Source organism: Inquilinus sp. CA228 (assembly GCF_052078665.1).
Classification (GTDB): Bacteria; Pseudomonadota; Alphaproteobacteria; order DSM-16000; family Inquilinaceae; genus Inquilinus.
The window spans coordinates 25,163-47,369 of the sequence record NZ_JBQJIK010000012.1; the positions used below are offsets into that span (position 1 = coordinate 25,163).

Below are 22,207 nucleotides of genomic sequence, written 5' to 3' on the forward strand. Positions count from 1 at the left end.
TGATGGGCGTGGACAGATCGCCGGCGGCGCGGCGTCTTTGGATTGATGTCTCGCTGGAAGCCTCGGTCCGCGGCACGAAGGGCTCGACCGCGCCGGTGCCTCTGATGAGCGCCGGAAGACCGCTGAGAACAGCAGATGGTTATCGAATGACTTGCCGCAAGTCAATCGTGCTGCCGCATCCGGCGGCATATTGCGCCGCCACGGCAGAAGCGGGAGGATCTAGCAGGGGACGGAACATAGTCGATTCATTTTCAGGAGGGGGATCTTTGATGAGGAACACCGTCGTTCTGGCGGTCGCGGCGGCCTTTGGTCTGGCCGGCTGCAGCGCCACGCCGCGCCAGGCGCCGACTGCGTCGGCAAGTCCGGCGGCCCTGGACCGGTCCGCGTCACTCCCGGTGGCCAGCTTCACTCCGGCCCAGTGCTACGTGCCGCGTCCAAGGGGCGGTGACTATCGCTATTCCGGTGGACCGGGCGACCGCCCGGAGACCGCGATCGTCATCGAAGGGGTCCAGAACAGCCTTGCCGGCGTCGATGCCGAATACGCCTATGTCGGCCAGCATCTGCGCGGATGGAAAGTCTGCGGCCAGGCGCTTTTGAACCCGGGCAACCGGATCTACGACCAACTCCTGCTGCAGGACCCGTCCGGGACGCCCCGGTCGATCCTTTTCGACATCACCGAGTGGTTCGGCAAGGGGTTCGGCCTGCCCTGATCGGTCCCGCCGCTCAGAACGGCCGGACGATCACCATGACCAGGATGATCAGCAGCAGCAGCGCCGGCACTTCGTTGACGATGCGGTAGAAGCGCTCGCTGTGGGGATTGTGGCCTTCGGCGAAACCGCGGCGCCAGCGGATGCACATGTGGTGCAGCACGGTCAGGATGACAACCCCCGTCAGCTTCACATGCAGCCAGCCCTCGGCGAAGAACGCCCAATCGGTCAGCCACAGCATGGTGATGCCGAACACCCAGGTCAGCACCGCCGAGGGCAGCATGATGCCGCGCATCAGCCGCCGCTCCATCACCCCGAAGCGCTCGTATTCCGGCGTCCCCGGCGTGGTCTGCGAATGGTAGACGAACAGCCGCGGCAGGTAGAGCAGCCCCGCCATCCAGGAGATCACGAAGAAGACGTGGAGCGCCTTGATCCAGGGATAGACGTCTGCCATTCGGTCCTCGCTCAAGCCGCTTTGCTGGGACACCCCGAGAACGCCGCCGGGCAGATCCGACCGCCATCCCCGGCCTCACAGGCCGAACCGCGGCGATGGCCGTTCCGCACCAGATCGGCCAGGCCGGCGATGAAACCCTCGTCCGCGCCGACGGTCGCCACCCGCAGGTAGCACGGCGAGCCCGATTCGTCAGCCAGCTTGCGGTATTCGATGTCGAGCTCGACCAGCGTCTCGGAATGCTCGGAGACGAAGGCGATCGGCACCACCACGATCGGCCGCTTCGCGTGGGCGGCCTCGTGGATCACCGCCTCGGTCGACGGCTCGATCCATTTCAGCCGGCCGACCCGGCTCTGATAGGTCGAGACCCAGTCGAGATCCGGGATGCCTGAGGCCTCGGCCAGGGCCGCGGCGGTGCGCTCGCACTGCCACCGATAGGGGTCGCCGGCCTTGACGATCTTCTCCGGCAGGCCGTGCGCCGAGAACAGCACCCGCGGCCGGCCATAGCGCGCCGCCTCCTCATGCGCCGCGCGCAGCCCCGCGGCCATCGTGGCGATGAAGCGGTCCTCGGTCGGATAGCAGCACACGGCCCGCGTCGGCACGTCCAGCCGGGCGATCCGGCAGGCGTCCCGCCACACCCGCAGCGACGACGCGGTCGTGGTCGTGGAGAATTGCGGGTACAGCGGCAGCAGGATCACCTCGTCCGGCGAAAAATCCTTCACCAGCATCGCCGTCTCCTGGCTCATCGGGTGCCAGTAGCGCATGGCGATGAAGGTCTTCACCTCACCGAGATCCGCGAGTGCCGCCTCCAGCGCCCGGGCCTGAGCCTCGGTGTTGGGCAGGAGGGGGGAACCGCCACCGATCTCGGCATAGATGTCCTTGGCCAGGCGGGTCCGCTTCCTGGCGATCGCCCAGGCCAGGATCACCCGCGCCGGGTTCGGGACGCGGATGATCGCCGGGTCGGCGAACAGGTTGAACAGGAAGGGCCGGATCGCGTCCGGATTGTCGGGGCCGCCCAGGTTGAACAGGACGACGGCGATCCGGCGGCTCATCCGCGGTCCCCGCGCAGGTGCCGGACCAGGGCGGCGACATGCTCCGGCGGCGTCTTCTGCAGCACACCATGGCCGAGGTTGAACACGAAGGGACCGCCGCCCAGCGCCGCCGTGATCGCGTCGGCAGCCCGCAGCATCGGTTCGCCGCCGGTCAGCAGCAGGACCGGGTCGAGATTGCCCTGCACCGCGGCCTTGGGCTGCAGCGTCCGGGCGGCCCAGCCCGGCGGCACCGTGGTGTCCAGCCCGACCGCATCCACCCCGGTGCCGGCGAGGTAGCGCTCATACAGCAGCCCGGCGCCGCGCGGGAAGCCGATGATCGGCACCCCGGGCGCCCCGGCCCGCACCGCCGCGACGATGCGCCGGGTCGGTGCGATCACCCAGCGCTCGAACTCCGCCTCCGGCAGCACCCCGGCCCAGCTGTCGAACAGCTGCACCGCCTCGGCCCCCGCCTGGATCTGGCGCAGCAGATAGGCGGCGGTGGCCTCGACCAGCAGGTCGACCAGCCGGCCGAAGGTCTCGGGCTCGCCATAGGCCAGGCGCTTGACCACGCCGTATTCCTTGCTGCCGCCACCCTCGACCATGTAGGTCGCGACGGTCCAGGGGGCGCCCGCGAAGCCGATCAGGGCGGTCTCGGGCGGCAGGGCAGCCGCCACCCGCCCGACGGTCTCGTAGACCGGCCCCAGCACCTCGTGCAGCCGGCCGGCGGACAGGCGGGCGATGCCGGCCGCGTCGGTCACCGGCTCCAGCTTCGGGCCTTCGCCTTCGACATAGTCCAGCGCCTGGCCCAGCGCGTGCGGCACCACCAGGATGTCCGAGAACAGGATCGCGGCGTCCAGCCCGTAGCGCCGGATCGGCTGCAGGGTCACCTCGGCGGCCAGCTCCGGGTTGTAGCAGAGGTCGAGAAAGCTGCCGGCCCGGGCCCGGAGCGCGCGGTATTCCGGCAGATAGCGCCCGGCCTGGCGCATCAGCCAGACCGGCGGCCGGGCCAGGGTCTCGCCGGCCAGCGCGCGCAGGAACGGCTTCGCCGGCGTCGCGGACGGTTCCTCCCGGCTCTGCCCATCCTTATCCATAGAAAGAATCCTTAGAATTAGAGGATGTAGTGGATGCCTGTGGATAATGGGGATTGTGACTCTTCCCAAATCCATCCACAGGTTTTGCCGGCCGGCGCGCGCCTCCCTGTGGATAGCGGGGAAGACGCGCCCGACTCGCTACACCCTCGCCATCGCCCCTGTCCATAACGGGCGGGAGGACTCGGGGTCGCATCGTCCGGCCTCGCCGCTGGCGCACCGAGGCCGGGAATCTCGCCCCCAGCCGGATGGAAGAGTCGACGACTCACCGGCTAGCGGGTGCAGATCGCGTTAAGCCCGCTGAATCCGGGTTCCATCCCCATTTTGCCCACAGACAATCCCCAGGCTCCGGGATAAAAGGGAGGCATGGCGCAGACGAAGACGTTCCACCTACATCTCGTTTCGGACTCGACCGGCGACACCATTCATAGTGTCGCGCGCGCCTGCCTCGCTCAGTTCGAGGGCGCGGAGCCGATCGAGCACTTCTGGAACCTGGTGCGGACCAACCGCCAGCTCGACATGGTGGTCGAGGAGATCCGCGACCACCCCGGCGTCGTCGTCTTCACTTTGGTCGATGACGGGCTGCGCCACCGGCTGATGGATGTCTGCGGCACGCTCGGCGTGCCCTGCATCTCGGTGCTCGACCCGATCATGGGGGCGTTGGCGCAGCAGCTCGGCATGGCGGGGCACGGCCGGCCGGGCCGGCAGCACGCGATGGATGCCGCCTATTTCCATCGCATCGAGGCGATGGACTACGCGCTGGCGCATGATGACGGCCATCTGACGGGCGAGCTGCACCAGGCTGACGTCATCCTGATCGGCGTGTCGCGCACCTCGAAGACACCGACCTGCCTCTATTTGGCCAATCGCGGGGTGAAGGCGGCGAACGTGCCCTTCGTCCCCGGCCTGCCGCTGCCGGAGGACCTGCACAAGGTCAGCCGGCCGCTGATCGTCGGGCTGACCAAGGATCCGGAGCGGCTGATCCAGCTGCGCCGCAACCGGATGCAGATGCTGAACCAGGCCCAGACCACCGATTATGTCGACCCCGAGCAGGTGCGGTCGGAGGTGGCGGAGGCGCGGCGCTATTTCGCCAAGCATCGCTGGCCGGTGCTCGACGTCACCCGCCGCGCCATCGAGGAGACGGCGGCGGAGATCCTGTCGCTGCTGGCCCGGCGGGGGCGCAGCGCGGGGATCCCCGGGGCATGAGCGCACTGGTCCTGGCCTCCGGCAGCGCCACGCGGCGGGCGATGCTCGAGGCTGCCGGCGTCGCCGTCACCGTCAGCTCGGCGGCGATCGACGAAGGCGAGATCAAGGCGTCGATGCGGGCCGAGGGCGCCTCCCCGGCCGACGTCGCCGAGGCGCTGGCGGTGCTGAAGGCGCAGCGGGCGTCACGGCGCCATCCCGGGGCCCTCGTCATCGGCGCCGACCAGATGCTGGATTGCGATGGCGTCTGGTACGACAAGCCGGCCGACCGGGCGGCGGCCCGCGACCAGTTGCTGGCGCTGCGCGGCCGCACCCACACTCTGACCTCGACCGCGGTGGCGGTGCGCGACGGCGCTCGGCTGTGGCACGCGACCGACCGGGCGCGGCTGACCATGCGGTCGTTCAATCCCGTCTTCCTCGAGGGATATCTCGACGCCACCGGCGACGCGGTGCTGTCCTCGGTCGGCGGCTATCAGCTGGAGGGGCGCGGGGCGCAGCTCTTCGCCAAGGTCGAGGGCGACCATTTCACCGTGCTGGGCCTGCCGCTGCTGCCGCTGCTCGGCTTCCTGCGCGACCACGGGGTGCTGCCGTCGTGACCTTGACCGCGAAGGGCCGCCTGGCCGGGGTGATCGGCTGGCCGGTCGGGCATTCCCGCTCGCCCCAGCTGCACGGCCACTGGCTGGCCCGCTACCGGATCGACGGCGCCTATGTGCCGATGGCGGTGCCGCCGGAGCGGCTGGAGGCGTCGCTGCGCGGCGTCGCCGCCCTGGGCTTCCGCGGCTGCAACGTCACCGTGCCGCACAAGGAGGCGGCGATGGCGCTGGTCGACGAGCTCGACCCGCTGGCCCGGCGCATCGCCGCTGTCAACACCATCGTGGTGCGCGAGGATGGCAGCCTGTTCGGCACCAACACCGACGGCTTCGGCTTTCTGGCCAATCTCCAGGCCGGCACGCCCGGATGGTCGGCGGGCCGCGGCCCGGCGGTGGTGGTCGGCGCCGGCGGCGCGGCCCGGGCCGTGATCGTCGCCCTGGCCGATGCCGGCGCGCCGGAGATCCGCCTGGCCAACCGCACCCGGGCCCGGGCCGAGACCCTGGCGGCGGAACTGGGCGGTCCCGTCACCGTGGTCGACTGGGAAGACCGCGCCGCGGCGCTGGACGGCGCCGCCCTGCTGGTCAACACCACGACCGAGGGCATGGTCGGCCGGCCGGCGCTCGACCTGCCGCTCGACACGCTGCCGGCGGATTCGCTGGTCAACGACATCGTCTATGTGCCGCTGGAGACGCCGCTCTTGGCCGCCGCGCGGGCCCGCGGCAATCCGGTGGTCGACGGCGTCGGCATGCTGCTGCACCAGGCCCGGCCGGGCTTCGAGGCCTGGTTCGGCGTGGCGCCGACGGTCGATGCCGCTCTGCGGGCGGCGGTGCTGGGAACCGGCTGATGCGGATCCTGGGCCTGACCGGCTCGATCGGCATGGGCAAGTCGACGGCGGCGGCGATGTTCCGGCGCGACGGCATCGCCGTGCACGACGCCGACGCCGCGGTGCACGACCTGATGCGGCGCGGCGGCGCCGCGGTGCCGGCGGTAGCGAAGGCCTTCCCGGAGGCGGTGCGCGACGGCGCGGTCGACCGCAAGGCGCTGGGCGCGCTGGTGTTCGGCAAGCCGCAGGCGCTGCGCCGGCTCGAGGCGATCCTGCACCCGCTGGTGCGGCGCCGCATGCGCCGCTTCCTGCAGCAGGCCGGGCGGCGCGGCGACGCGCTGGTGGTGCTGGACATCCCGCTGCTGCTCGAGACCGGCGGCGAACGCTTCTGCGACGCCGTCGCCGTGGTCAGCGCGCCGCGCCTGCTGCAGCGCCAGCGGGTGCTGGCCCGGCCGGGGATGACGCCGGAGAAATTCGCCGCCATCCTGGCGGCGCAGATGCCCGACCGCGAGAAGCGTCGACGGGCGGATTGGGTGGTGCCGACCGGCCTCGGCCGCCGGCCGACGCGGCTGGCCCTGCGGGCGCTGCGGCGGCGGGCGCTGGCCCGGCCGGGTCGGCGCTGGCGGCCCTCATTGAAGGTGGTGTGATGCGCGAGATCGTCCTGGACACCGAGACCACCGGCCTGCATGCGCTGGGCGGCGACCGCCTGGTCGAGATCGGCGGGGTCGAGATGATCAACCACGTGCCGACCGGCCGGCACCACCATGTCTACATCAACCCCGAACGGCCGGTGCCGATGGAGGCCCAGCGGATACACGGGCTGACCGACGCGTTCCTGGCCGACAAGCCGGTCTTCGCCGAGGTCGCCAGCAGCTTCCTGGACTTCATCGGCGACGCCAAGCTGGTGATCCACAACGCCGAATTCGACATGAGCTTCCTGAACATGGAGCTCGGCCGGCTCGGCCTGCCGCCGATCCCGATGGCGCGGTCGATCGACACGGTGGCGCTGGCCCGGCGGCGCTGGCCCGGCGCCCAGGCCTCGCTCGACGCGCTGTGCCGCCGCTTCGGCATCGACAATTCCGGCCGCACGCTGCACGGGGCGCTGCTCGACGCCCAGCTGCTGGCCGAGGTCTGGCTGGAGATGTGCGGCGGCCGCGAGCCGGGCCTGGCCATCACCACGACGGTCGAGATCACCGAGACCACCGTGGTGGTCGAGCGCATCGCCCGCCCGGCCCGGCCGCACGCGCCGACGGCAGAGGAGCTGGCCGCCCATCTCGCCTTCATCCAGGGTCTGACCGACCCGCTGTGGCTGAAGGAAGGCTGAGGGGAGAACGCCGGGAGCCGTGATCATCCATCTCAACGGCTGGCCCGGGGCGGGCAAGCTGACGGTGGCGCGGGTCCTCGCCCGGAGGCTGCAGGCCCGCCTGCTCGACAACCATACACTGCACAATGTGGCGGCGAGCCTGTGCGACCGCGGCACCGACGCGTACTGGTCGCTGTGTGAGCGGGTGCGGGACCTGGCCTATGACCGGATCCGCGCCCTGCCGCCGGACGCGGTCCTGGTGATGACCAATTCCTTCTTGAGGGAACCGCCCCGCGACGTCGAGGCCTGGGGCCGGATCAAGGATCTCGCCGCCAGCCGCGGGGACCGGCTGGTCGCCGTGACGCTGGACTGCGATCTCGACGAGAATGTCGTCCGGGTGCGCGGGACCGACCGCGCCGGCAACCGCAAGCTGACGGATCCGGAGCCGTTGATCGCCTGGCGCGACGAGTATCACCTGATCGTCGACGACGCCCACCACTGGGTGGTCGTCGACAACACCCGCCTCACGCCGGAGCAGGCGGCTGACCGGATCGTGGCCTATCTCGACGGGCTGTCGCCGCGCGGGCCTGCCCCGTAAACGGCGATGCCCGGGCTTGTGACCCAGGCATCCAGAGGCTGTCGACATCTCCTGGATTGCCGGGTCAAGCCCGGCAATGACAGAAAATAAGGGAAGAGTCCGGCGTCAGTTCACGCTCGGCTGGTTCTCGCCCTCGGCGCGGGCGCGCAGGGCGGCCAGCTGGCGGCGGAACAGTTCGGTGAAGTCGATCGGCTGGATCAGCAGCGGCGGGAAGCCGCCGTTGCGCGTCGCCTCGGCGATCACCGACCGGGCGAACGGGAACAGCAGGCGCGGCGCCTCGATCAGCAGCAGCGGCGCGGTCTGCTCCTTGGTCACATTGGCCAGCGCGACCACGCCGCCATAGCTCAGCTCGCACAGGAAGGTGGCGGCGTCACCGGTCTTGGCCTCGGCCTTGATGTGCAGCACCACCTCGAAGGCGTTCTCGGCCAGTTGCTGGGTGCGGACGTCGACATTGACCGTGACCTGCGGCGGGGTCGCCTGCTGGGTCAGGCTGCGCGGCGCGTTCGGGTTCTCGAAGGACAGGTCCTTGACGTACTGCGCCGAGATCTGCAGCGAGGGCTGCAGCGGCTGCGCCGCGTCGGGCTGCTGGTTGTCGTCCGACATGAAAACTCTCCCTGGAAACTTCTGGCTCGGCTGGCCGGCGAAAGACGGGGGTCTCGCTAGCACGGAACCCGTGGCGGCGACAACCGGGCAGAACCACCCGTCAGGACGGCCGGCGCCCGTCGCCGTCGTCCGGCCCGCCCCAGCGCGAATCCTCGATCTTCGGCAGCGACGGATCGCGGCCGCCTTCGGGCTTCACTTCGGTGTAGTCGGCGTCGATCACCGTACCGCCCGGTCCTGGTCCGCCGGGGCCGCGCCCGCCGGGCCAGACGGTGAAGCCGCCGCGCCGCTTCGCCTGCACGCCGAGCCAGCGGATCAGCATGCGCCGCACCGGCGGCAGCAGCAGCGGCAGCGCCATCAGGTCGCTGAGGAAGCCGGGGAAGATCAGCAGCAGCGCCGCCAGCACCAGCAGGGCGGCATGGGCGACCGGCTCGGCCGGCGGCTCGCCGCGGGCCAGCGCCGCCTGCATCTCGCGCAGCGCCCGCATCCCCTGCCGCTTCAGCAGCAGCGAGCCGATCACGCCGACGGCGACGAACAGCACCAGGGTGGCGAGCACGCCGATCCAGCGGCCGACCACGATGAACACCGTGATCTCGGCCAGGAGCGGGACAAGAAGCAGCAGGGCGAGGAGGGGCATCGGTTTCCCTTGCCGTTTGGGGGTCGGCAGCCTATCTGTCGGGGGCAGGCGTCGTTCCTGACCGCGCATCCTGGCCTGGACGGCTGTCCGCCGAGTGTTTGCTTCATCCGGACGGGCCGTCCAAGAGGTAGTGTCGCGCGGCGCCCGGGTCCAGAGCGATGCATTCGGCGCCGGCGCGGGCGCGCGACAAGTGAAGGGAGCGATGGGCGAAGGCTCTTTCCTCGATATCCTGGTTCTGGCGGTGATCGCCGGGTTCCTGATTCTGCGGCTGCGCAGCGTGCTCGGCCGCCGGACGGGGACCGAGCAGCGGCGTCCGAACCCGATCGCCCAGCAGCCGACGCGGCCCGAGGCCCGCACCCCCGACAACGTCGTGACCATGCCGGAGCGGCCGCGCGCCGCCGGCAATGGCGAGGCCGGCCCGGCCAGCGGGCTGACCCAGATCAAGATCGCCGACCGCAGCTTCAGCGAAAGCACCTTCGTCGGCGGCGCCCGCGGCGCCTTCAAGATGATCGTCGAGGCCTTCGCCAGCGGCGACACCGCGACGCTGCGCCCGCTCCTGTCCGACGAGCTGTATGACGAGTTCAGCGGCGCGATCCGCGACCGCCTGGCCGCCGGCCACACGCTGGAGGAGACGGTGGAGTCGGTCGACCGCGCCGAGATCGTCGACGCCCGGATGGACGGCCGCACCGCCTTCGTCACCGTGCGCGTCGTGTCGCGCCAGAAGACCGTGCTGCGCGACGCCGACGGCAAGGTGATCGAGGGCAGCCCGGACCAGACGGTCGAGGTCACCGACATCTGGACCTTCGCCCGCAACACTCGCGCCAACGACCCGAACTGGGCGCTGGTCGAGACCCGCGAATCCCACTGACCCGCCGATGCCGTCGCTCCTGACCCGTCCGGCCCGGCCTTGTCCGGGCCGTGGCCGTTCGGCCGAGGATGCCGACCGCTGATCCGGCATGGCCAAGACCCGCAAACCGAGCGAGGAAGAGCGCCGCCTCTGGCGTCTCGTGACGCAGGATGTCGCGCCGCTGCGGCCGCCCGATCCGGCTTCCCCGCCGCCTCCGCCTGAACCCGTCCCCTCTCCGCCGCCGCGCCCGGCCCCGCCCGGCCAGCGCCCCGTCGCCGCGGCGCCGAAGCCGGCCGGGCCGGCGGCCGCGCCGAAGCGGCTGCGCTCCGGCGACCTCACCGGCATCGACGGCCACCGCGCCGACCGGCTGCGCCGCGGCAAGCAGGAGATCGAGGGCCGGCTCGACCTGCACGGCATGCGGCAGATCGAGGCGCATGATGCGCTGATCGGCTTCGTCGCCGCGGCCCAGCAGGCCGGCAAGAAGACGCTGCTGGTGATCACCGGCAAGGGCAGCTTCTCGAACGGCGACAGCGTGCTGCGGGCCAATGTGCCGCTGTGGCTGAACGAGCCGCCGCTGCGCGACAAGATCCTGGCCATCACCCCGGCCCATCCCCGCGACGGCGGCGCCGGCGCGCTCTACGTCGTGCTCAGGCGTCGGCGCGAGGGGTAGAGCCTCAGCGGATCAGGTCGATGGTGACGCCCACCGCGCCGGCGATGTCCTGCCAGGGCCGATCCGCCGTCATCGCCGGGACGCCCAGCCGCTTTGCCAGGGCCAGGCAGGCCCGGTCGCCGAGAGACAGCCCCGCCGATCGGGTCAAAGGCAGCAGCATCCCTGTTGTATAGGCAAGCAATTCGTCGAACGGGGCGCGTTCGCAGGGCAGCGCGTCGAGCATTGTCCGGATGCCGGTCTCGTCGGCGCCGCTGCGGGCGTAGTAGCCGACGACCTCCGAGAGGTTGATCGTCGTCACCACTGAATCCGCCACGACCGCCGCGACCTTCTGCGCGCCGGGCTCGTCAAGCAGCAGGGCCAGGATGGCAGAGGCGTCGATGACCGCCGTGCTCATTCGCGCTCGGCCTCTCGCCGCCGCTCGGCCAGGAAGTTGTCCACCGACGCGTCCGCCACCCGATCGCCGAGCAGCCGCCGGCTGAGGGCCTGGGCCTGGGCCACCGACTCCGCCACTGTGCGGATCCGGATCTCGCGGCCATCGAGGTCGACCACCACGTCGCCGCCATGTTCCAGGCCGATAGCCCGGCGCAGCTCTACCGGGATGCTCAGGCGCCCGGATTCGGAAACCTTGGCTCTAACCACAGTCATGGCGCGGCTCCACGATATGCCATATCAGGAGAAGATGGCGTCATGTGCGGCCCGTGGCAAGGGTGCGATTCAGGTCACATGGCCCGCCACCCCGAACTCCGCCAGAATCCAGCCCCGCACCGCCGTTACGGTTTCGCTTTCGACCCCCGGCCGGCGGACCAGGTGGAAGCCCATGCCTTCGATCGCCGGGCCGAAGGGCTGGACCAGCGTGCCGGCCGCCAGCTCCGCCGCCACCAGGGTCAGGCTCAGCAGGCCGACGCCGTGGCCGGCCGCGACCGCCTGGATGGCGTGGCTCTCATCGGTGCAGTGCAGGGCCGAGGCGCTCCGCTCCGGCAGCCCGGCGGCGGCGAACCAGCGCGGCCAGGACGGCTTCTCCGGATGCGGCACGCGCCATTCGAAATGGACCAGGCGGTGCTGCGCCAGCTGCTCCGGCGCCGTCAGCCCCAGCGCGGGATGGGCGACCGGCGCCAGCCGGTCGGTGCCGAGAAGTTCCGACCGCAGCCTGGGATACACGCCGCCGCCATAGCGGATGGCCAGGTCGGCGGTGCCGGCGGCCAGGTCCACCGGCTCGTCCGCCGCCAGCAGCCGCAGGGTGACGTCCGGCCGCCGCTCCTGGAACGACGCGACGCGGGGCACCAGCAGCCGGGCGGTGAAGGCGCGGGTGGCCGTGAGGGTCACGATGCTCGGCCGGGACCTGGCCGACAGCCCGTCGATGGTGCGGGCGAAGGCGTCGAAGCCGTCGCGCAGCACCGGGTACAGGCGCTGCGCCGCCTCGGTCATCACCACCTGCCGGGTCCGCCGCTCGAACAGCCGCAGGCCCATCGTCTCCTCCAGCAGGCGGATCTGATGGCTCACGGCCGTCGGGGTCACCAGCAGCTCCTCGGCCGCGCGCTTGAAGCTGAGATGGCGGGCGGCGGCCTCGAAGGCACGCAGGGCGGCAAGCGGGGGCAGGCGGCGCATGATGGTCCGAACGGATGAATTCACCTCAGCCATAGGATGAGGAATTCGCCTTTGTCCGCAAGCCGGAAAACGCACATCTCCTGGCCCGGAGATCTTCTGGAGCTCAGCCATGACCACGATCCTGCACATCGATTCCAGCGCCCGCCTCGGCCGCTCGCACAGTCGGCGCCTGTCGGCCCGCTTCGTCGAGGCCTGGCTGGCCCGCCGGCCGGGCGACATGGTGATCCGCCGCGATGTCGGCCTGGAGCCGCCGCCGCCGGTGACCGAGGCCTGGATCGCCGCCGCCTTCACGAAACCCGATCGTCGGACGCCGGAGATGCGCGCCACCCTGGCGCTCAGCGACGCGCTGGTGGACGAGCTGGAGCGTGCCGACCTGATCGTCGCCGGGGTGCCGATGTACAATTTCGGTCTGCCGGCGCCGATGAAGGCCTGGGTCGACAACATCGTCCGGGTCGGCCGCACCTTCGGCTTCGACCGCAGCCGGCAAGGCGAGCCCTATTGGCCGATGCTGTCCGGCAAGCGGCTGGTGACGCTGGGCGCCCGCGGCGACTGGGGCTACGACCCGGGCGGGCGGCTGGCCGGCCTCAACCATGTCGAACCGCATCTGCACACGGTGTTCCGCTACATCGGCATCCCCGACGCGGTGTCGGTCGCGGCGGAATACGACGAGTTCGCCGATGAGCGGGTCGAGCGGTCGCTGCAGGCGGCGGAGGCCGAGATCGACCGGCTGGTGGCCCGGATAACGGCGGAGGCGCAGGCGGCTTGACGGCGCAGGCCGGCGGCGCTGAGCTGAGGCGCCGCCCCTCATCCGTCGGGACACCGATGACAGCATCTTTCGGCACTGAGGCCCGACACCGTCTTGGCACCGCTCTGGCGGGCGCTGGATTCCGCTGGGTGGCCGGGCGCGACGATCCGCAGGGCTTCGGCGACGGCCATGCCGATGCCTGTTCGCCGACGGCCTGCCTGCGCGTCGTCCGGGACCGGGGGCAGGTGTTCCTGCAGGCCCGGCCCGCCGATGCCGAGGATTGGATCGCGGTCGAGCGCCTTCTGCCCGATATCCCCGGCCCTGCACCCACGCTGGCTGCCGTTGCGGGCTATATCGAGGCGCATCTCCGGGACCTCACCGATGCGCTGACCGGCCGTTAGCGGACGACCCGAGACTTTCACACAGCCGTCATCCGGCTGTCATCGGCCGACCCCACTCTCCGGCCGCTTTCCGTTCGAGAGGGGGTTCCATGCTTCCGTTCCGCAGTGCCGCCGTTTCCCTGCTTGTCCTGGCCCTGTCCGCCGCCGGCGCCCTGGCGGGCGACGACCCGGCGCCGCAGACCTATCCGGCGGTGCTGGAAGGCCATGCCGTGCTGCCGGCGATGACCTTCGCCGCGCCGCCGGCCGATGCGCCGGCAATGTTCGCCACCTCGGCCAAGTTCGCCGGCCCGACGCTGGCCCGGATCGACCGGCCGTTCAGCGTCATGGGCACCACCGGCAGCAAGGATGCCGTGCGCGAGACCGGCGTGCTGTTCCCCTTCGTCGGCCAGGCGGTGCAGGGCTTCAGCGGTATCCGGCCGGTCGGCAACGGCGAATACGTCGTCATCACCGACAACGGCTTCGGCGCCAAGGCGAATTCGCCGGACGCGATGCTGATGGTGCACCGGGTCAAGCCGGACTGGCAGACCGGCCGGGCGGCCGTTCTGAACACGCTGTTCCTGAGCGACCCGGACAAGAAGGTGCCGTTCCGCATCGTCACCGAGGCGACCCAGGAGCGCTATCTGACCGGCGCCGATTTCGACATCGAATCGGTGCAACTGGTCGGCGACCACTACTGGTTCGGCGATGAGCTGGGGCCGTTCCTGATCGAGACCGACGCCGCCGGCCGGGTGCTGACCGTGGTCGACACCGTGGTGGACGGCAAGCCGGTGCGCTCACCCGACAACCCGGACATCACCATGCCGGGCGCGCCCGGCCCGGTCGCCTTCGAATCGCGCCGCAGCAAGGGCTTCGAGGGCATGGCGGCGTCCGAGGACGGCAAGACCCTGTACCCGCTGCTCGAGGGCGGGCTGTGGGACGCGGCCAAGGGCGCGCCGGAAACCGACGCCCAGGGCCATGAGGTTCTCCGCGTGCTCGAATTCGACGTCGCGTCGAAGAAATACACCGGCAAGTCGTGGAAGTACCGGCTCGAGGCCAACGGCAACTCGATCGGCGACTTCAACCTGATCGGCGGCACCCGCGGCCTGATCATCGAGCGCGACCAGGGCGAGGGCGACGCCGCCAAGGCCTGCCAGGGCGCGCCGAAGCCGGACTGCTTTGCCACCCCTGCCAAGCTGAAGCGGGTCTATCTGGTCGACTTGGCGGATGCCGATGCCGACGGCATCCTGCGCAAGATCGGCTCGATCGACCTGCTGGCGATCCAGGACCCGGACCACAAGGCGCGCCAGGGCGGCCATGACGGGGCGCTGAGCTTCCCCTTCGTCACCATCGAGAACGTGGCGCGGGTCGACGCCGACCACATCATCGTCGCCAACGACAACAACCTGCCCTTCTCCTCCGGCCGCGCCGTCGACCGGCAAGACGACGAGGAGTTCGTGCTGCTCAAGGTCACCGAACTGCTGAACGCGAAGTAGCAGGGACGGCCTCCGCGGGCTGGTCCCGCGGGGGCTTCAATCCTCGACGAACCGCCAGCCCCGGCCGGCCGCTTCGATCCGGCCGGTCCGGCTGACATGGCTGCCGGTGACCAGCCAGCCATGCTTGGCCGCCTCCTCCAGCAGGAAGCGGCGGCTCTGCAAGGCCAGTGCCGGGTCGAGGTCGTAGGTGAGGCCGACCTCCGGGTCCTCGATCTGCGGATCGCCGAGATGGATGGCGTCGGCCCAGATCAGCAGGCTGTCCTGGCCCTCGCCGATGCGATAGCCGCTCTGCCCGGGCGTGTGGCCGGGCAGCGGCACGGCCTCGACGCCCGGCATCGCCTCGACCGGCCCCGGAGCGATGGTGCGGATGCGGCCGGCATAGGCCCGGGCCAGGTCGGCAGCTGTCTTGAAGTTGCCGCGCCGGGCCGGCGGAAAGGTCTCGGCGACCGCCGGATCGCCGTAGAAGGCGAGGTCCCGCTCCGGGATCAGGATCTCCGCGCGAGGTAGCCAAGGCCGGTCGCCGTCGAGCAGGCCCAGGGCGTGGTCGCCGTGCAGATGGGTCAGCAGCACGCGGTCGACCTCTTCGGGACGCACCCTGGCTGCCGCCAGGGCCGCGCGCGCCTTGCCCAGCGCCGGGCCCCAATGGTCGCCCGTGCCGGCATCGATCAGCGAGACGCCGTTCGCCCCGGTCAGGAGATAGCAGTTGACGTCGATGCTGATCTTGTCGCCGGGCCAGCCGTCGATCAGGCGCCGGCTGGAATCCTCGCCGGCGGCATGGGTCAGCACGGACTTCGGGGCCTCGAAGATGCCGTCGAGCAGCACGGTGACATCGTAGCGGCCGAAGCGCCTGGCGGCAGCGGACATGTCGATTTCCTCGCCGGCGACTACAGGATGAACTTGCTCAGATCGGCGTTCTTGGTCAGGGCGCCGACCTTGTCGTGGACATAGGCGGCGTCGATCCTCACCGTCTCGCCGGAGCGGTCGGAGGCGGTGAAGCTGACCTCGTCCAGCAGGCGCTCCAGCACCGTGTGCAGCCGCCGGGCGCCGATGTTCTCGACCGCACGGTTGACCTCCGCCGCCAGGTCGGCGAGCGCATCGATGGCGTCCTCGGTGAAGTCCAGCGTCACCTCCTCGGTGCCGAGCAGGGCGGTGTACTGCTTGACCAGACTGTGCTCCGGCTCGGTCAGGATGCGGCGGAAATCGTCGCGGGTCAGGGCCTGCAGCTCGACCCGGATCGGCAGGCGGCCCTGCAGCTCCGGCAGCAGGTCCGACGGCTTGGCCAGCTGGAACGCGCCGGAGGCGATGAACAGGATGTAGTCGGTGCGCACCGTGCCGTATTTGGTCGCCACCTGGGTGCCCTCGATCAGCGGCAGCAGGTCGCGCTGCACGCCTTCGCGGCTGACATCGGCGCCCGCCCGCTCCGACCGCGCCGTGATCTTGTCGATCTCGTCCAGGAAGACGATGCCGTTCTGCTCGACCAGGTGGATGGCCTCGGCGGTCACCTTCTCCTGGTCCAGCAGCTTGTCCGATTCCTCGGCCATCAGCACGACATGGCTCTCCTGCACGCTCATGCGGCGCGGCTTGGTGCGGTTGCCGAAGGCCTTGCCGAGCATGTCGTTGAGGTTGAGCATCCCCATCTGGGCGCCCGGCATGCCGGGGATGTCGAAGGTCGGCAGCCCGCCGCCGGTGTCGGCGACCTGGATCTCGATCTCGCGGTCGTTCAGCTGGCCCTCGCGCAGCATCTTGCGGAACTTCTGCCGGGTCTCGGCCGAGGCGCTGTCGCCCACCAGCGCGTCCAGCACCCGCTCCTCGGCGCGGATCTCGGCCTTGGCCGCGACCTCCTTGCGCAGCGTGTCGCGGGTCATCTTGATCGCGATCTCCAGCAGGTCGCGGATGATCTGCTCGACATCGCGGCCGACATAGCCGACCTCGGTGAACTTGGTCGCCTCGACCTTCAGGAACGGCGCGTTGGCCAGCTTCGCCAGGCGGCGCGCGATCTCGGTCTTGCCGACGCCGGTCGGCCCGATCATCAGGATGTTCTTCGGCAGCACCTCCTCGCGCAGCGCCTCGGGCAGCTGCTGGCGGCGCCAGCGGTTGCGCAGGGCGATGGCGACGGCGCGCTTGGCGTCGTGCTGGCCGACGATGAAGCGGTCGAGCTCGGAGACGATCTCGCGCGGGCTGAAATTGGCGGTGTCGGTCATGTCGGGTCCTTCGCGGCGTCGGGTCGGCGGGTCGGCAGGGCCGCGATCACAGGCTTTCCAGCGTGACGTTATGGTTCGTGTAGATGCAGATGTCGCCGGCGATCTTCATCGCCTTGCGCGCCACCGTCTCGGCGTCCAGCTCCGGGCTCTCCATGAAGGCGCGGGCGGCGGCCAGGGCGAAGGGCCCGCCGGAGCCGATGCCGATCAGCCCGTCATCCGGCTCCAGCACGTCGCCGGTGCCGGTCAGGATCAGCGACACTCGGGCGTCGCACACCGCCATCATCGCCTCCAGCCGGCGCAGATAGCGGTCGGTACGCCAGTCCTTGGCCAGCTCGACGCAGGCCCGGGCCAGCTGGCCCGGATGCTTCTCCAGCTTGGCCTCGAGCCGCTCGAACAGGGCCATGGCGTCGGCGGTCGCCCCGGCGAAGCCGGCGATGACGCTGCCATCGCCCAGGCGCCGCACCTTGCGGGCGGTGCCCTTCATCACGGTGTTGCCGGCGGTGACCTGACCGTCGCCGGCGATGACGACGCGGTCGTTCTTGCGCACGGCGAGGATGGTGGTGCCGTGCCAGGCGGCACTCTCGGAAGACGACATGCAGGAATCCGGAACGCTGGGGTTGGGGCGAGCCGTCCGGCCCGCACCGCCTAGATTGGACCGTCCGGCGGGGGGATCAAGTCTTGCGGACCGTCCTGTCTGGACGATCGGGCCTATGGGAGTCGGCCGCAACCCCATGTGAGCCTGCGGTGTTTGGAGGTATTCTCGATCATAGCCTGTCGACTTAAACTCGTCTGATCGTTGGGGGATACCATGAGGGTGGGGAGCACGGTCAAATTTGCTGCCGCCCTTGCATTCAGCGGCTGTCTCTGCGTCATGGCGGCAGAAACCCGCTCAGAAGATGCCCGGCCGGACCAGACCCTAAAGCCGATGCGGAGCATCCAGATTGAAGTACCCATAGCAGAGATCAGCAATCTGATTGATCGGCTGAATATTTGGGCTCAGTCGGAAGGCTTCGCCACCAGGGTCAAACCGCCGCTTATTGCTGAAGACAGTTACCTTCTACAGTTTTTTCGCGAAGATCTGAGAGTTATCGGAACCAATGGCAACCCACGGGCGCGCGGCCATCTTTCGCTCTCTATTTACAAATCACATGATACCACCCAGATGATTGCAATCGACTACGTGGCTCGCGAAATGGCAAAAGTAGGCAGATCGGTGCCGCAGGCGAAAGTGACGGAGACGCCGGGAAAATAGGCCTGACGCTTCAGGCTGGCTGCGGCGGTCAGATGCGTCCGCCGGCCTGGGCTACCATCGTCGGATTGGTCCGAGCCTCCCTGCCCTCCGGGCATGGCTCCTTCACTGGCGATGCGCCGGGCTTCCTGATAAGACACCTGGGCCATGGACGGAACCGCCTCCTCCCCAGCCCGCACCCGGCCGACCCGCAAGCCTGCCGCCGCTGCCGGCCGCCGCGCCACGGTCGACCGCGCCACCCGCGAGACGCGGATCAGCGCCACGGTCGATCTCGACGGCACCGGCCGCTCCGACATCCAGACCGGTGTCGGCTTCCTCGACCATATGCTGGACCAACTGGCCCGGCATGGGCTGTTCGACCTGACGGTCCGGGCCGAGGGCGACCTCCATATCGACTTCCACCACACCACCGAGGATGTCGGCATCACCCTCGGCCAGGCCTTCGCCAAGGCGCTGGGCGACCGCCGCGGCATCCAGCGCTACGGCGAGGCGCATGTGCCGATGGACGAGGCGCTGTCCCGCGTCGCCGTCGACATCTCGGCCCGGCCTTATCTGGTGTGGGATGTCCGCTTCACCCGCGACAAGCTGGGCGAGATGGACACCGAGCTGTTCCGCGAATGGTTCCACGCCTTCGCCCAGAACGCCGGGCTGACGCTGCACGTCGCCAACCTGTACGGTGAGAACAACCACCACATCGTCGAAAGCTGCTTCAAGGCGCTGGCGCGCGCCCTGCGCGCCGCCACCGCCATCGACAGCCGCCGCCCGGACGCCGTGCCCTCGACCAAGGGCACGCTCGGCGGTTCCCTCTAGCTCCGGGACTCCCGCATGGCCATCGCCGTGATCGACTACGGCTCCGGCAATCTCCGCTCGGCCGCCAAGGCGCTGGAACGCGCCGCGGCGGAGCGCGGGGCGGCGCAGGAGATCATCGTCACCGCCGATGCCGAGGTGGTGCGCCGGGCCGACCGGCTGGTGCTGCCGGGTGTCGGCGCCTTCGGCGACTGCAGCCAGGCGCTGGGCGCCCTGCCGGGCATGCGCGAGACGCTGGAGGAGCGGGTGCGGCAGGCCGGCGTGCCGTTCCTCGGCATCTGCGTCGGCATGCAGGTGATGGCCGGGGTCGGCCATGAGCATGGCGATTTCCTCGGCCTCGACTGGATCCATGGCGCCGTGGTGCCGCTGGCCCCGGCCGACCCCGATCTGGTGGTGCCGCAGATGGGCTGGAACAACCTGGCGGTCGAGGAGGACCATCCGGTGCTGGATGGGCTCGCCGGCCAGGACGTCTATTTCGCCCATTCCTATGTGATGGTGCCGGCCGACCCGGCCGAGGTGCTGGCGACGGTGGACTATGGCGGCGCGCAGACCGCCGCGGTCGGCCGCGACAACTGGATCGGCGTGCAGTTCCATCCGGAGAAGAGCCAGGCGGCCGGCCTCAGGCTGCTCGGCAATTTCGTGACCTGGACACCATGAGCGAAGCGACTGCCCCGGTGCCGGCGGTGTCGGTCGGCCGGCTCGACCGGTTCCGCAGCAGCGACCTGCACGATTTGTGCGACGCGGCCGAGCTCGCCATCCTCGAGGGCGGCGGTTTCGGCTGGGTCAAGCCGCCGCCGCGCGAGACCATGGAGCGCTATTGGGGCGGCGTGGTGGCGATGCCGGGCCGGCACCTGTTCGTCGGCCGGCTCGACGAGGTCATCGCCGGCGCCATCCAGCTGGTCGATCCGCCGGTGAACAACGAGGCGCAGGCCTTCGCCGCCGGCGTGTCCGGCATGTTCGTCGCCCCCTGGGCCCGCGGCCACGGCCTGGCGAGGATGCTGGCCGAGGCGGCGGAGACCGAGGCGCGGGCGCGAGGTTACGGCCTGCTGACGCTCGATGTGCGCGACACCCAGACCGCAGCGATCCGCCTGTTCGAGAGCTTGGGATTCGTCCGTTGGGCGACGAACCCGTATTATGCCCGCGTGAACGGCCGCCTGATCGGCGGCTGCTACTTCCACAAACCGCTGATCCCGCCGACCGAGGCGGGGCTGGACCCGACGCCATGATCCTCTATCCGGCCATCGATCTGAAGGACGGCCACTGCGTCCGTCTCGTCCGCGGCGAGATGAGCGAAGCCACGGTCTTCAACCTGGACCCCGCCGAGCAGGCCAAGGCCTTCGCCGAGCAGGGCTTCAGCTGGATCCATGTGGTCGACCTGAACGGCGCCATCGCCGGCCATCCGGTGAACGCCGAGGCGATCGGCGGCATCCTCACGGCCACCTCGCTGCCGGTGCAGCTCGGCGGCGGCATCCGCGACCTGGAGCGGATCGAGTTCTGGCTCGAGCGCGGCGTGGCCCGGGTGGTGCTGGGCACGGTCGCGGTGCGCGACCCGGACCTGGTGCGCGAGGCCTGCCGCCGCTGGCCCGGCCGGATCGCGGTCGGCATCGACGCGCGGGAAGGCTTCGTGGCCATCGAGGGCTGGGTCAAGACCTCGACCGTCAAGGTGCTGGACCTGGCGCTGCGCTTCGAGGATTCCGGCGTCGCCGCGATCATCTACACCGACATCAACCGCGACGGCGCGATGGGCGGGCTGAACGTCGAGGCCACGGCCGACCTGGCCTTCGCCCTGACCACGCCGGTGATCGCCTCGGGCGGCGCCTCCTCGCTCGACGACCTGCGCGTGATCAAGCGCGAGGAGCGGTCGGGCATCGCCGGGGTGATCTGCGGTCGCGCGCTCTACGACGGCCGGATCGACCCGAAGCAGGCGCTGGCGATCCTGTCCGGTCCGGTGCCGGTGGAGGCCTGACGCCATGCTCAAGGTCCGGGTCATCCCCTGCCTCGACGTCAAGGACGGCCGGGTGGTCAAGGGCGTCAACTTCGAGAACCTGGTCGATGCCGGGGACCCGGTGGAGCAGGCCCGGCACTATGACCGCGAAGGCGCCGACGAGCTGGTCTATCTCGACATCGCCGCGACCCATGAGAACCGCGGCGTGCTGTTCGACGTGGTCCGCCGCACCGCCGAGCAGGTGTTCATGCCGCTGACCGTCGGCGGCGGCGTGCGCAGCGTCGACGATGTCCGGGCGCTGCTGCTGGCCGGGGCCGACAAGGTGTCGATCAACTCCGCCGCCGTGGCCCGGCCGGAGCTGGTGTCCGAAGCGGCGGTCAAGTTCGGCAGGCAATGCGTGGTGGTGGCGATCGATGCCAAGCAGGTGTCGCCCGGCAAATGGGAAATCTTCACCCATGGCGGCCGCAAGGGCACCGGCATCGACGCGGTCGACTGGGCCGACCGGATGTGTGCCGCGGGCGCCGGCGAGCTGCTGGTGACCTCGATGGATCGCGACGGCACCAAGGAGGGCTTCGACCTCGAACTGCTGCAGGCGATCCGCAAGGTGGTCGGCATCCCGATCATCGCCTCGGGCGGGGTCGGCACGCTGCAGCATCTCGCCGACGGCGCGCTGTCCGGCGGCGCCACCGGCCTCCTCGCCGCCTCGATCTTCCATTTCGGCACCTATTCGATCGCCCAGGCCAAGCAGCACCTGGCCGCGGCCGGGCTGCCGGTGCGGATGGCGGCATGAGCACGGTCGACGCCCGGGTGCTGGACCGGCTGGCCGCCGTGATCCGGTCGCGGCGCGGCGCCGATCCCGCCTCCAGCTACACTGCCAAGCTGTTCGCCCGCGGCCGGCCGAAGATCGCCCAGAAGCTGGGCGAGGAGGCGGTCGAGACGGTGATCGAGGCGATGCGCGGCGATGCCGACGCCATCGCCGCCGAAAGCGCCGACCTGCTCTACCATCTCCTGGTGCTGTGGGCCGATGCCGGGGTGGCGCCGGAGACGGTCTGGGCGGTGCTGGAGGCGCGGGAAGGCGTCAGCGGCATCGCCGAGAAGGCGGCGCGGCCGACGGAGTGACCGCGCCCGCCCGTGCGGGGGTGGCTGGCCGGGACCGCGACAACACGTCGCCGCCAGCATGACAATCGTCGCTGGGTGGCGGCTGAATTTCGCCGCGATTCAGCAGCATGTGTC

30 protein-coding genes are annotated in these 22,207 nt (G+C 70.3%); 19 read left to right on the top strand and 11 right to left on the bottom strand.

The window, feature by feature from the left end; translation table 11 throughout:
- Positions 1-2: 2 nt before the first annotated feature.
- A complete protein-coding gene (locus tag ACTOWL_RS07730; protein WP_441320624.1) occupies positions 3-710 on the top strand; it encodes a hypothetical protein in 708 nt (235 codons plus the stop codon).
- Between the two features lie 13 nt (positions 711-723).
- On the opposite strand, the gene hemJ is transcribed toward ACTOWL_RS07730, so the two are convergent.
- The 3 genes from hemJ to hemE are packed head-to-tail and all read right to left on the bottom strand — an operon-like array spanning position 724 to position 3,280.
- Positions 724-1,161 carry a protoporphyrinogen oxidase HemJ gene (hemJ, locus tag ACTOWL_RS07735; RefSeq protein WP_441320625.1) on the bottom strand — a complete coding sequence of 146 codons (438 nt, stop codon included), beginning with the start codon at positions 1,159-1,161 and terminating at the stop codon, positions 724-726.
- Between the two features lie 11 nt (positions 1,162-1,172).
- Positions 1,173-2,210, bottom strand: a complete 1,038-nt coding sequence (hemH, locus tag ACTOWL_RS07740; protein WP_441320626.1) for a ferrochelatase — start codon at positions 2,208-2,210, stop codon at positions 1,173-1,175.
- Complete coding sequence (hemE, locus tag ACTOWL_RS07745; RefSeq protein ID WP_441320627.1) at positions 2,207-3,280, bottom strand: uroporphyrinogen decarboxylase; 1,074 nt, start codon at positions 3,278-3,280, stop codon at positions 2,207-2,209. Before hemE ends, hemH begins: the two co-directional genes overlap by 4 nt.
- Positions 3,281-3,643: 363 nt before the next feature.
- Here hemE and ACTOWL_RS07750 point away from each other — a divergent pair, with 363 nt between their 5' ends.
- Genes ACTOWL_RS07750 through ACTOWL_RS07775 form a run of 6 tightly spaced genes read left to right on the top strand, consistent with a single transcriptional unit; the run spans position 3,644 to position 7,795 of the window.
- Entirely contained in the window at positions 3,644-4,483 is an 840-nt protein-coding gene (locus tag ACTOWL_RS07750; RefSeq protein ID WP_441320628.1) for a pyruvate, water dikinase regulatory protein, read from the top strand.
- A complete protein-coding gene (locus tag ACTOWL_RS07755; protein WP_441320629.1) occupies positions 4,480-5,076 on the top strand; it encodes a Maf family protein in 597 nt (198 codons plus the stop codon). Before ACTOWL_RS07750 ends, ACTOWL_RS07755 begins: the two co-directional genes overlap by 4 nt.
- Positions 5,073-5,915, top strand: coding sequence for a shikimate dehydrogenase (locus ACTOWL_RS07760; RefSeq protein WP_441320630.1), 843 nt, complete (start codon positions 5,073-5,075; stop codon positions 5,913-5,915). The genes ACTOWL_RS07755 and ACTOWL_RS07760 overlap by 4 nt, the downstream gene beginning before the upstream one ends.
- A complete protein-coding gene (gene coaE, locus ACTOWL_RS07765) occupies positions 5,915-6,541 on the top strand; it encodes a dephospho-CoA kinase (RefSeq protein ID WP_441320631.1) in 627 nt (208 codons plus the stop codon). Before ACTOWL_RS07760 ends, coaE begins: the two co-directional genes overlap by 1 nt.
- Positions 6,541-7,218, top strand: a complete 678-nt coding sequence (gene dnaQ, locus ACTOWL_RS07770; RefSeq protein ID WP_441320632.1) for a DNA polymerase III subunit epsilon — start codon at positions 6,541-6,543, stop codon at positions 7,216-7,218. Before coaE ends, dnaQ begins: the two co-directional genes overlap by 1 nt.
- Before the next feature lie 19 nt (positions 7,219-7,237).
- Positions 7,238-7,795, top strand: coding sequence for a hypothetical protein (locus tag ACTOWL_RS07775; protein ID WP_441320633.1), 558 nt, complete (start codon positions 7,238-7,240; stop codon positions 7,793-7,795).
- Between the two features lie 105 nt (positions 7,796-7,900).
- Here ACTOWL_RS07775 and secB read toward each other — a convergent pair whose 3' ends face one another.
- Both secB and ACTOWL_RS07785 read right to left on the bottom strand, forming a co-directional pair.
- Entirely contained in the window at positions 7,901-8,398 is a 498-nt protein-coding gene (gene secB / locus ACTOWL_RS07780; protein ID WP_441320634.1) for a protein-export chaperone SecB, read from the bottom strand.
- 100 nt (positions 8,399-8,498) lie between these two features.
- Positions 8,499-9,032 (bottom strand): FxsA family protein, encoded by a 534-nt coding sequence (locus ACTOWL_RS07785; protein WP_441320635.1) that lies wholly within the window; start codon positions 9,030-9,032, stop codon positions 8,499-8,501.
- Between the two features lie 202 nt (positions 9,033-9,234).
- On the opposite strand from ACTOWL_RS07785, the gene ACTOWL_RS07790 reads away from it, so the two are divergent.
- The gene (locus ACTOWL_RS07790) at positions 9,235-9,900 is read left to right on the top strand and encodes a Tim44/TimA family putative adaptor protein (RefSeq protein ID WP_441320636.1); all 666 of its coding nucleotides are present in this window, start codon (positions 9,235-9,237) and stop codon (positions 9,898-9,900) included.
- A gap of 88 nt (positions 9,901-9,988) precedes the next feature.
- Positions 9,989-10,549: a Smr/MutS family protein gene (locus tag ACTOWL_RS07795; RefSeq protein WP_441320637.1), complete on the top strand. Its 561-nt coding sequence runs from the start codon at positions 9,989-9,991 to the stop codon at positions 10,547-10,549.
- A 4-nt stretch (positions 10,550-10,553) separates the two neighbouring features.
- On the opposite strand, the gene ACTOWL_RS07800 is transcribed toward ACTOWL_RS07795, so the two are convergent.
- The 3 genes from ACTOWL_RS07800 to ACTOWL_RS07810 form a co-directional block, all read right to left on the bottom strand.
- Entirely contained in the window at positions 10,554-10,943 is a 390-nt protein-coding gene (locus tag ACTOWL_RS07800) for a PIN domain-containing protein (RefSeq protein WP_441320638.1), read from the bottom strand.
- Entirely contained in the window at positions 10,940-11,194 is a 255-nt protein-coding gene (locus ACTOWL_RS07805; RefSeq protein ID WP_441320639.1) for an AbrB/MazE/SpoVT family DNA-binding domain-containing protein, read from the bottom strand. Before ACTOWL_RS07805 ends, ACTOWL_RS07800 begins: the two co-directional genes overlap by 4 nt.
- A 69-nt stretch (positions 11,195-11,263) precedes the next feature.
- A complete protein-coding gene (locus ACTOWL_RS07810; protein ID WP_441320640.1) occupies positions 11,264-12,154 on the bottom strand; it encodes a LysR substrate-binding domain-containing protein in 891 nt (296 codons plus the stop codon).
- 109 nt (positions 12,155-12,263) lie between these two features.
- On the opposite strand from ACTOWL_RS07810, the gene ACTOWL_RS07815 reads away from it, so the two are divergent.
- The 3 genes from ACTOWL_RS07815 to ACTOWL_RS07825 all read left to right on the top strand — a co-directional run bounded on the left by ACTOWL_RS07815 (position 12,264) and on the right by ACTOWL_RS07825 (position 14,772).
- On the top strand, positions 12,264-12,920 hold the full coding sequence (locus ACTOWL_RS07815) for an FMN-dependent NADH-azoreductase (protein WP_441320641.1): 657 nt from the start codon (positions 12,264-12,266) through the stop codon (positions 12,918-12,920).
- Between the two features lie 128 nt (positions 12,921-13,048).
- Complete coding sequence (locus ACTOWL_RS07820) at positions 13,049-13,300, top strand: hypothetical protein (protein ID WP_441320642.1); 252 nt, start codon at positions 13,049-13,051, stop codon at positions 13,298-13,300.
- A gap of 89 nt (positions 13,301-13,389) precedes the next feature.
- Complete coding sequence (locus ACTOWL_RS07825; protein WP_441320643.1) at positions 13,390-14,772, top strand: esterase-like activity of phytase family protein; 1,383 nt, start codon at positions 13,390-13,392, stop codon at positions 14,770-14,772.
- Positions 14,773-14,808: 36 nt separating this feature from the next.
- On the opposite strand, the gene aidB is transcribed toward ACTOWL_RS07825, so the two are convergent.
- From aidB to hslV, 3 genes are read right to left on the bottom strand one after another with little or no spacing between them, the layout of a single operon-like run.
- On the bottom strand, positions 14,809-15,636 hold the full coding sequence (aidB, locus tag ACTOWL_RS07830) for an AidB family quorum-quenching N-acyl homoserine lactonase (RefSeq protein WP_441320644.1): 828 nt from the start codon (positions 15,634-15,636) through the stop codon (positions 14,809-14,811).
- A 20-nt stretch (positions 15,637-15,656) separates the two neighbouring features.
- Complete coding sequence (gene hslU, locus ACTOWL_RS07835; RefSeq protein WP_441320645.1) at positions 15,657-16,973, bottom strand: ATP-dependent protease ATPase subunit HslU; 1,317 nt, start codon at positions 16,971-16,973, stop codon at positions 15,657-15,659.
- Between the two features lie 46 nt (positions 16,974-17,019).
- Complete coding sequence (gene hslV / locus ACTOWL_RS07840; protein ID WP_441320646.1) at positions 17,020-17,568, bottom strand: ATP-dependent protease subunit HslV; 549 nt, start codon at positions 17,566-17,568, stop codon at positions 17,020-17,022.
- A 219-nt stretch (positions 17,569-17,787) separates the two neighbouring features.
- Here hslV and ACTOWL_RS07845 point away from each other — a divergent pair, with 219 nt between their 5' ends.
- From ACTOWL_RS07845 to ACTOWL_RS07875, 7 genes are all read left to right on the top strand, one after another.
- Entirely contained in the window at positions 17,788-18,225 is a 438-nt protein-coding gene (locus tag ACTOWL_RS07845; RefSeq protein WP_441320647.1) for a hypothetical protein, read from the top strand.
- A 144-nt stretch (positions 18,226-18,369) separates the two neighbouring features.
- Positions 18,370-19,032: an imidazoleglycerol-phosphate dehydratase HisB gene (gene hisB, locus ACTOWL_RS07850; RefSeq protein ID WP_441320648.1), complete on the top strand. Its 663-nt coding sequence runs from the start codon at positions 18,370-18,372 to the stop codon at positions 19,030-19,032.
- A gap of 15 nt (positions 19,033-19,047) precedes the next feature.
- On the top strand, positions 19,048-19,686 hold the full coding sequence (gene hisH / locus ACTOWL_RS07855) for an imidazole glycerol phosphate synthase subunit HisH (protein WP_441320649.1): 639 nt from the start codon (positions 19,048-19,050) through the stop codon (positions 19,684-19,686).
- Positions 19,683-20,255, top strand: coding sequence for a GNAT family N-acetyltransferase (locus ACTOWL_RS07860; RefSeq protein WP_441320650.1), 573 nt, complete (start codon positions 19,683-19,685; stop codon positions 20,253-20,255). Before hisH ends, ACTOWL_RS07860 begins: the two co-directional genes overlap by 4 nt.
- Positions 20,252-20,995, top strand: a complete 744-nt coding sequence (gene hisA / locus ACTOWL_RS07865; protein WP_441320651.1) for a 1-(5-phosphoribosyl)-5-[(5-phosphoribosylamino)methylideneamino]imidazole-4-carboxamide isomerase — start codon at positions 20,252-20,254, stop codon at positions 20,993-20,995. The genes ACTOWL_RS07860 and hisA overlap by 4 nt, the downstream gene beginning before the upstream one ends.
- 4 nt (positions 20,996-20,999) lie before the next feature.
- A complete protein-coding gene (gene hisF / locus ACTOWL_RS07870) occupies positions 21,000-21,764 on the top strand; it encodes an imidazole glycerol phosphate synthase subunit HisF (protein WP_441320652.1) in 765 nt (254 codons plus the stop codon).
- Positions 21,761-22,093, top strand: coding sequence for a phosphoribosyl-ATP diphosphatase (locus ACTOWL_RS07875; RefSeq protein WP_441320653.1), 333 nt, complete (start codon positions 21,761-21,763; stop codon positions 22,091-22,093). Before hisF ends, ACTOWL_RS07875 begins: the two co-directional genes overlap by 4 nt.
- Positions 22,094-22,207 lie beyond the last annotated feature (114 nt).

What these genes read in the sequence shown, in the direction of transcription:
- ACTOWL_RS07730 (WP_441320624.1), top strand. Translation starts at nt 3, where the DNA reads ATGGGCGTGGACAGATCGCCGGCGGCGCGGCGTCTTTGGATTGATGTC.
- hemJ (WP_441320625.1), bottom strand. Translation starts at nt 1,161, where the DNA reads ATGGCAGACGTCTATCCCTGGATCAAGGCGCTCCACGTCTTCTTCGTG.
- hemH (WP_441320626.1), bottom strand. Translation starts at nt 2,210, where the DNA reads ATGAGCCGCCGGATCGCCGTCGTCCTGTTCAACCTGGGCGGCCCCGAC.
- hemE (WP_441320627.1), bottom strand. Translation starts at nt 3,280, where the DNA reads ATGGATAAGGATGGGCAGAGCCGGGAGGAACCGTCCGCGACGCCGGCG.
- ACTOWL_RS07750 (WP_441320628.1), top strand. Translation starts at nt 3,644, where the DNA reads ATGGCGCAGACGAAGACGTTCCACCTACATCTCGTTTCGGACTCGACC.
- ACTOWL_RS07755 (WP_441320629.1), top strand. Translation starts at nt 4,480, where the DNA reads ATGAGCGCACTGGTCCTGGCCTCCGGCAGCGCCACGCGGCGGGCGATG.
- coaE (WP_441320631.1), top strand. Translation starts at nt 5,915, where the DNA reads ATGCGGATCCTGGGCCTGACCGGCTCGATCGGCATGGGCAAGTCGACG.
- dnaQ (WP_441320632.1), top strand. Translation starts at nt 6,541, where the DNA reads ATGCGCGAGATCGTCCTGGACACCGAGACCACCGGCCTGCATGCGCTG.
- secB (WP_441320634.1), bottom strand. Translation starts at nt 8,398, where the DNA reads ATGTCGGACGACAACCAGCAGCCCGACGCGGCGCAGCCGCTGCAGCCC.
- ACTOWL_RS07785 (WP_441320635.1), bottom strand. Translation starts at nt 9,032, where the DNA reads ATGCCCCTCCTCGCCCTGCTGCTTCTTGTCCCGCTCCTGGCCGAGATC.
- ACTOWL_RS07790 (WP_441320636.1), top strand. Translation starts at nt 9,235, where the DNA reads ATGGGCGAAGGCTCTTTCCTCGATATCCTGGTTCTGGCGGTGATCGCC.
- ACTOWL_RS07795 (WP_441320637.1), top strand. Translation starts at nt 9,989, where the DNA reads ATGGCCAAGACCCGCAAACCGAGCGAGGAAGAGCGCCGCCTCTGGCGT.
- ACTOWL_RS07800 (WP_441320638.1), bottom strand. Translation starts at nt 10,943, where the DNA reads ATGAGCACGGCGGTCATCGACGCCTCTGCCATCCTGGCCCTGCTGCTT.
- ACTOWL_RS07805 (WP_441320639.1), bottom strand. Translation starts at nt 11,194, where the DNA reads ATGACTGTGGTTAGAGCCAAGGTTTCCGAATCCGGGCGCCTGAGCATC.
- ACTOWL_RS07810 (WP_441320640.1), bottom strand. Translation starts at nt 12,154, where the DNA reads ATGCGCCGCCTGCCCCCGCTTGCCGCCCTGCGTGCCTTCGAGGCCGCC.
- ACTOWL_RS07815 (WP_441320641.1), top strand. Translation starts at nt 12,264, where the DNA reads ATGACCACGATCCTGCACATCGATTCCAGCGCCCGCCTCGGCCGCTCG.
- ACTOWL_RS07825 (WP_441320643.1), top strand. Translation starts at nt 13,390, where the DNA reads ATGCTTCCGTTCCGCAGTGCCGCCGTTTCCCTGCTTGTCCTGGCCCTG.
- aidB (WP_441320644.1), bottom strand. Translation starts at nt 15,636, where the DNA reads ATGTCCGCTGCCGCCAGGCGCTTCGGCCGCTACGATGTCACCGTGCTG.
- hslU (WP_441320645.1), bottom strand. Translation starts at nt 16,973, where the DNA reads ATGACCGACACCGCCAATTTCAGCCCGCGCGAGATCGTCTCCGAGCTC.
- hslV (WP_441320646.1), bottom strand. Translation starts at nt 17,568, where the DNA reads ATGTCGTCTTCCGAGAGTGCCGCCTGGCACGGCACCACCATCCTCGCC.
- hisB (WP_441320648.1), top strand. Translation starts at nt 18,370, where the DNA reads ATGGACGGAACCGCCTCCTCCCCAGCCCGCACCCGGCCGACCCGCAAG.
- hisH (WP_441320649.1), top strand. Translation starts at nt 19,048, where the DNA reads ATGGCCATCGCCGTGATCGACTACGGCTCCGGCAATCTCCGCTCGGCC.
- ACTOWL_RS07860 (WP_441320650.1), top strand. Translation starts at nt 19,683, where the DNA reads ATGAGCGAAGCGACTGCCCCGGTGCCGGCGGTGTCGGTCGGCCGGCTC.
- hisA (WP_441320651.1), top strand. Translation starts at nt 20,252, where the DNA reads ATGATCCTCTATCCGGCCATCGATCTGAAGGACGGCCACTGCGTCCGT.
- hisF (WP_441320652.1), top strand. Translation starts at nt 21,000, where the DNA reads ATGCTCAAGGTCCGGGTCATCCCCTGCCTCGACGTCAAGGACGGCCGG.
- ACTOWL_RS07875 (WP_441320653.1), top strand. Translation starts at nt 21,761, where the DNA reads ATGAGCACGGTCGACGCCCGGGTGCTGGACCGGCTGGCCGCCGTGATC.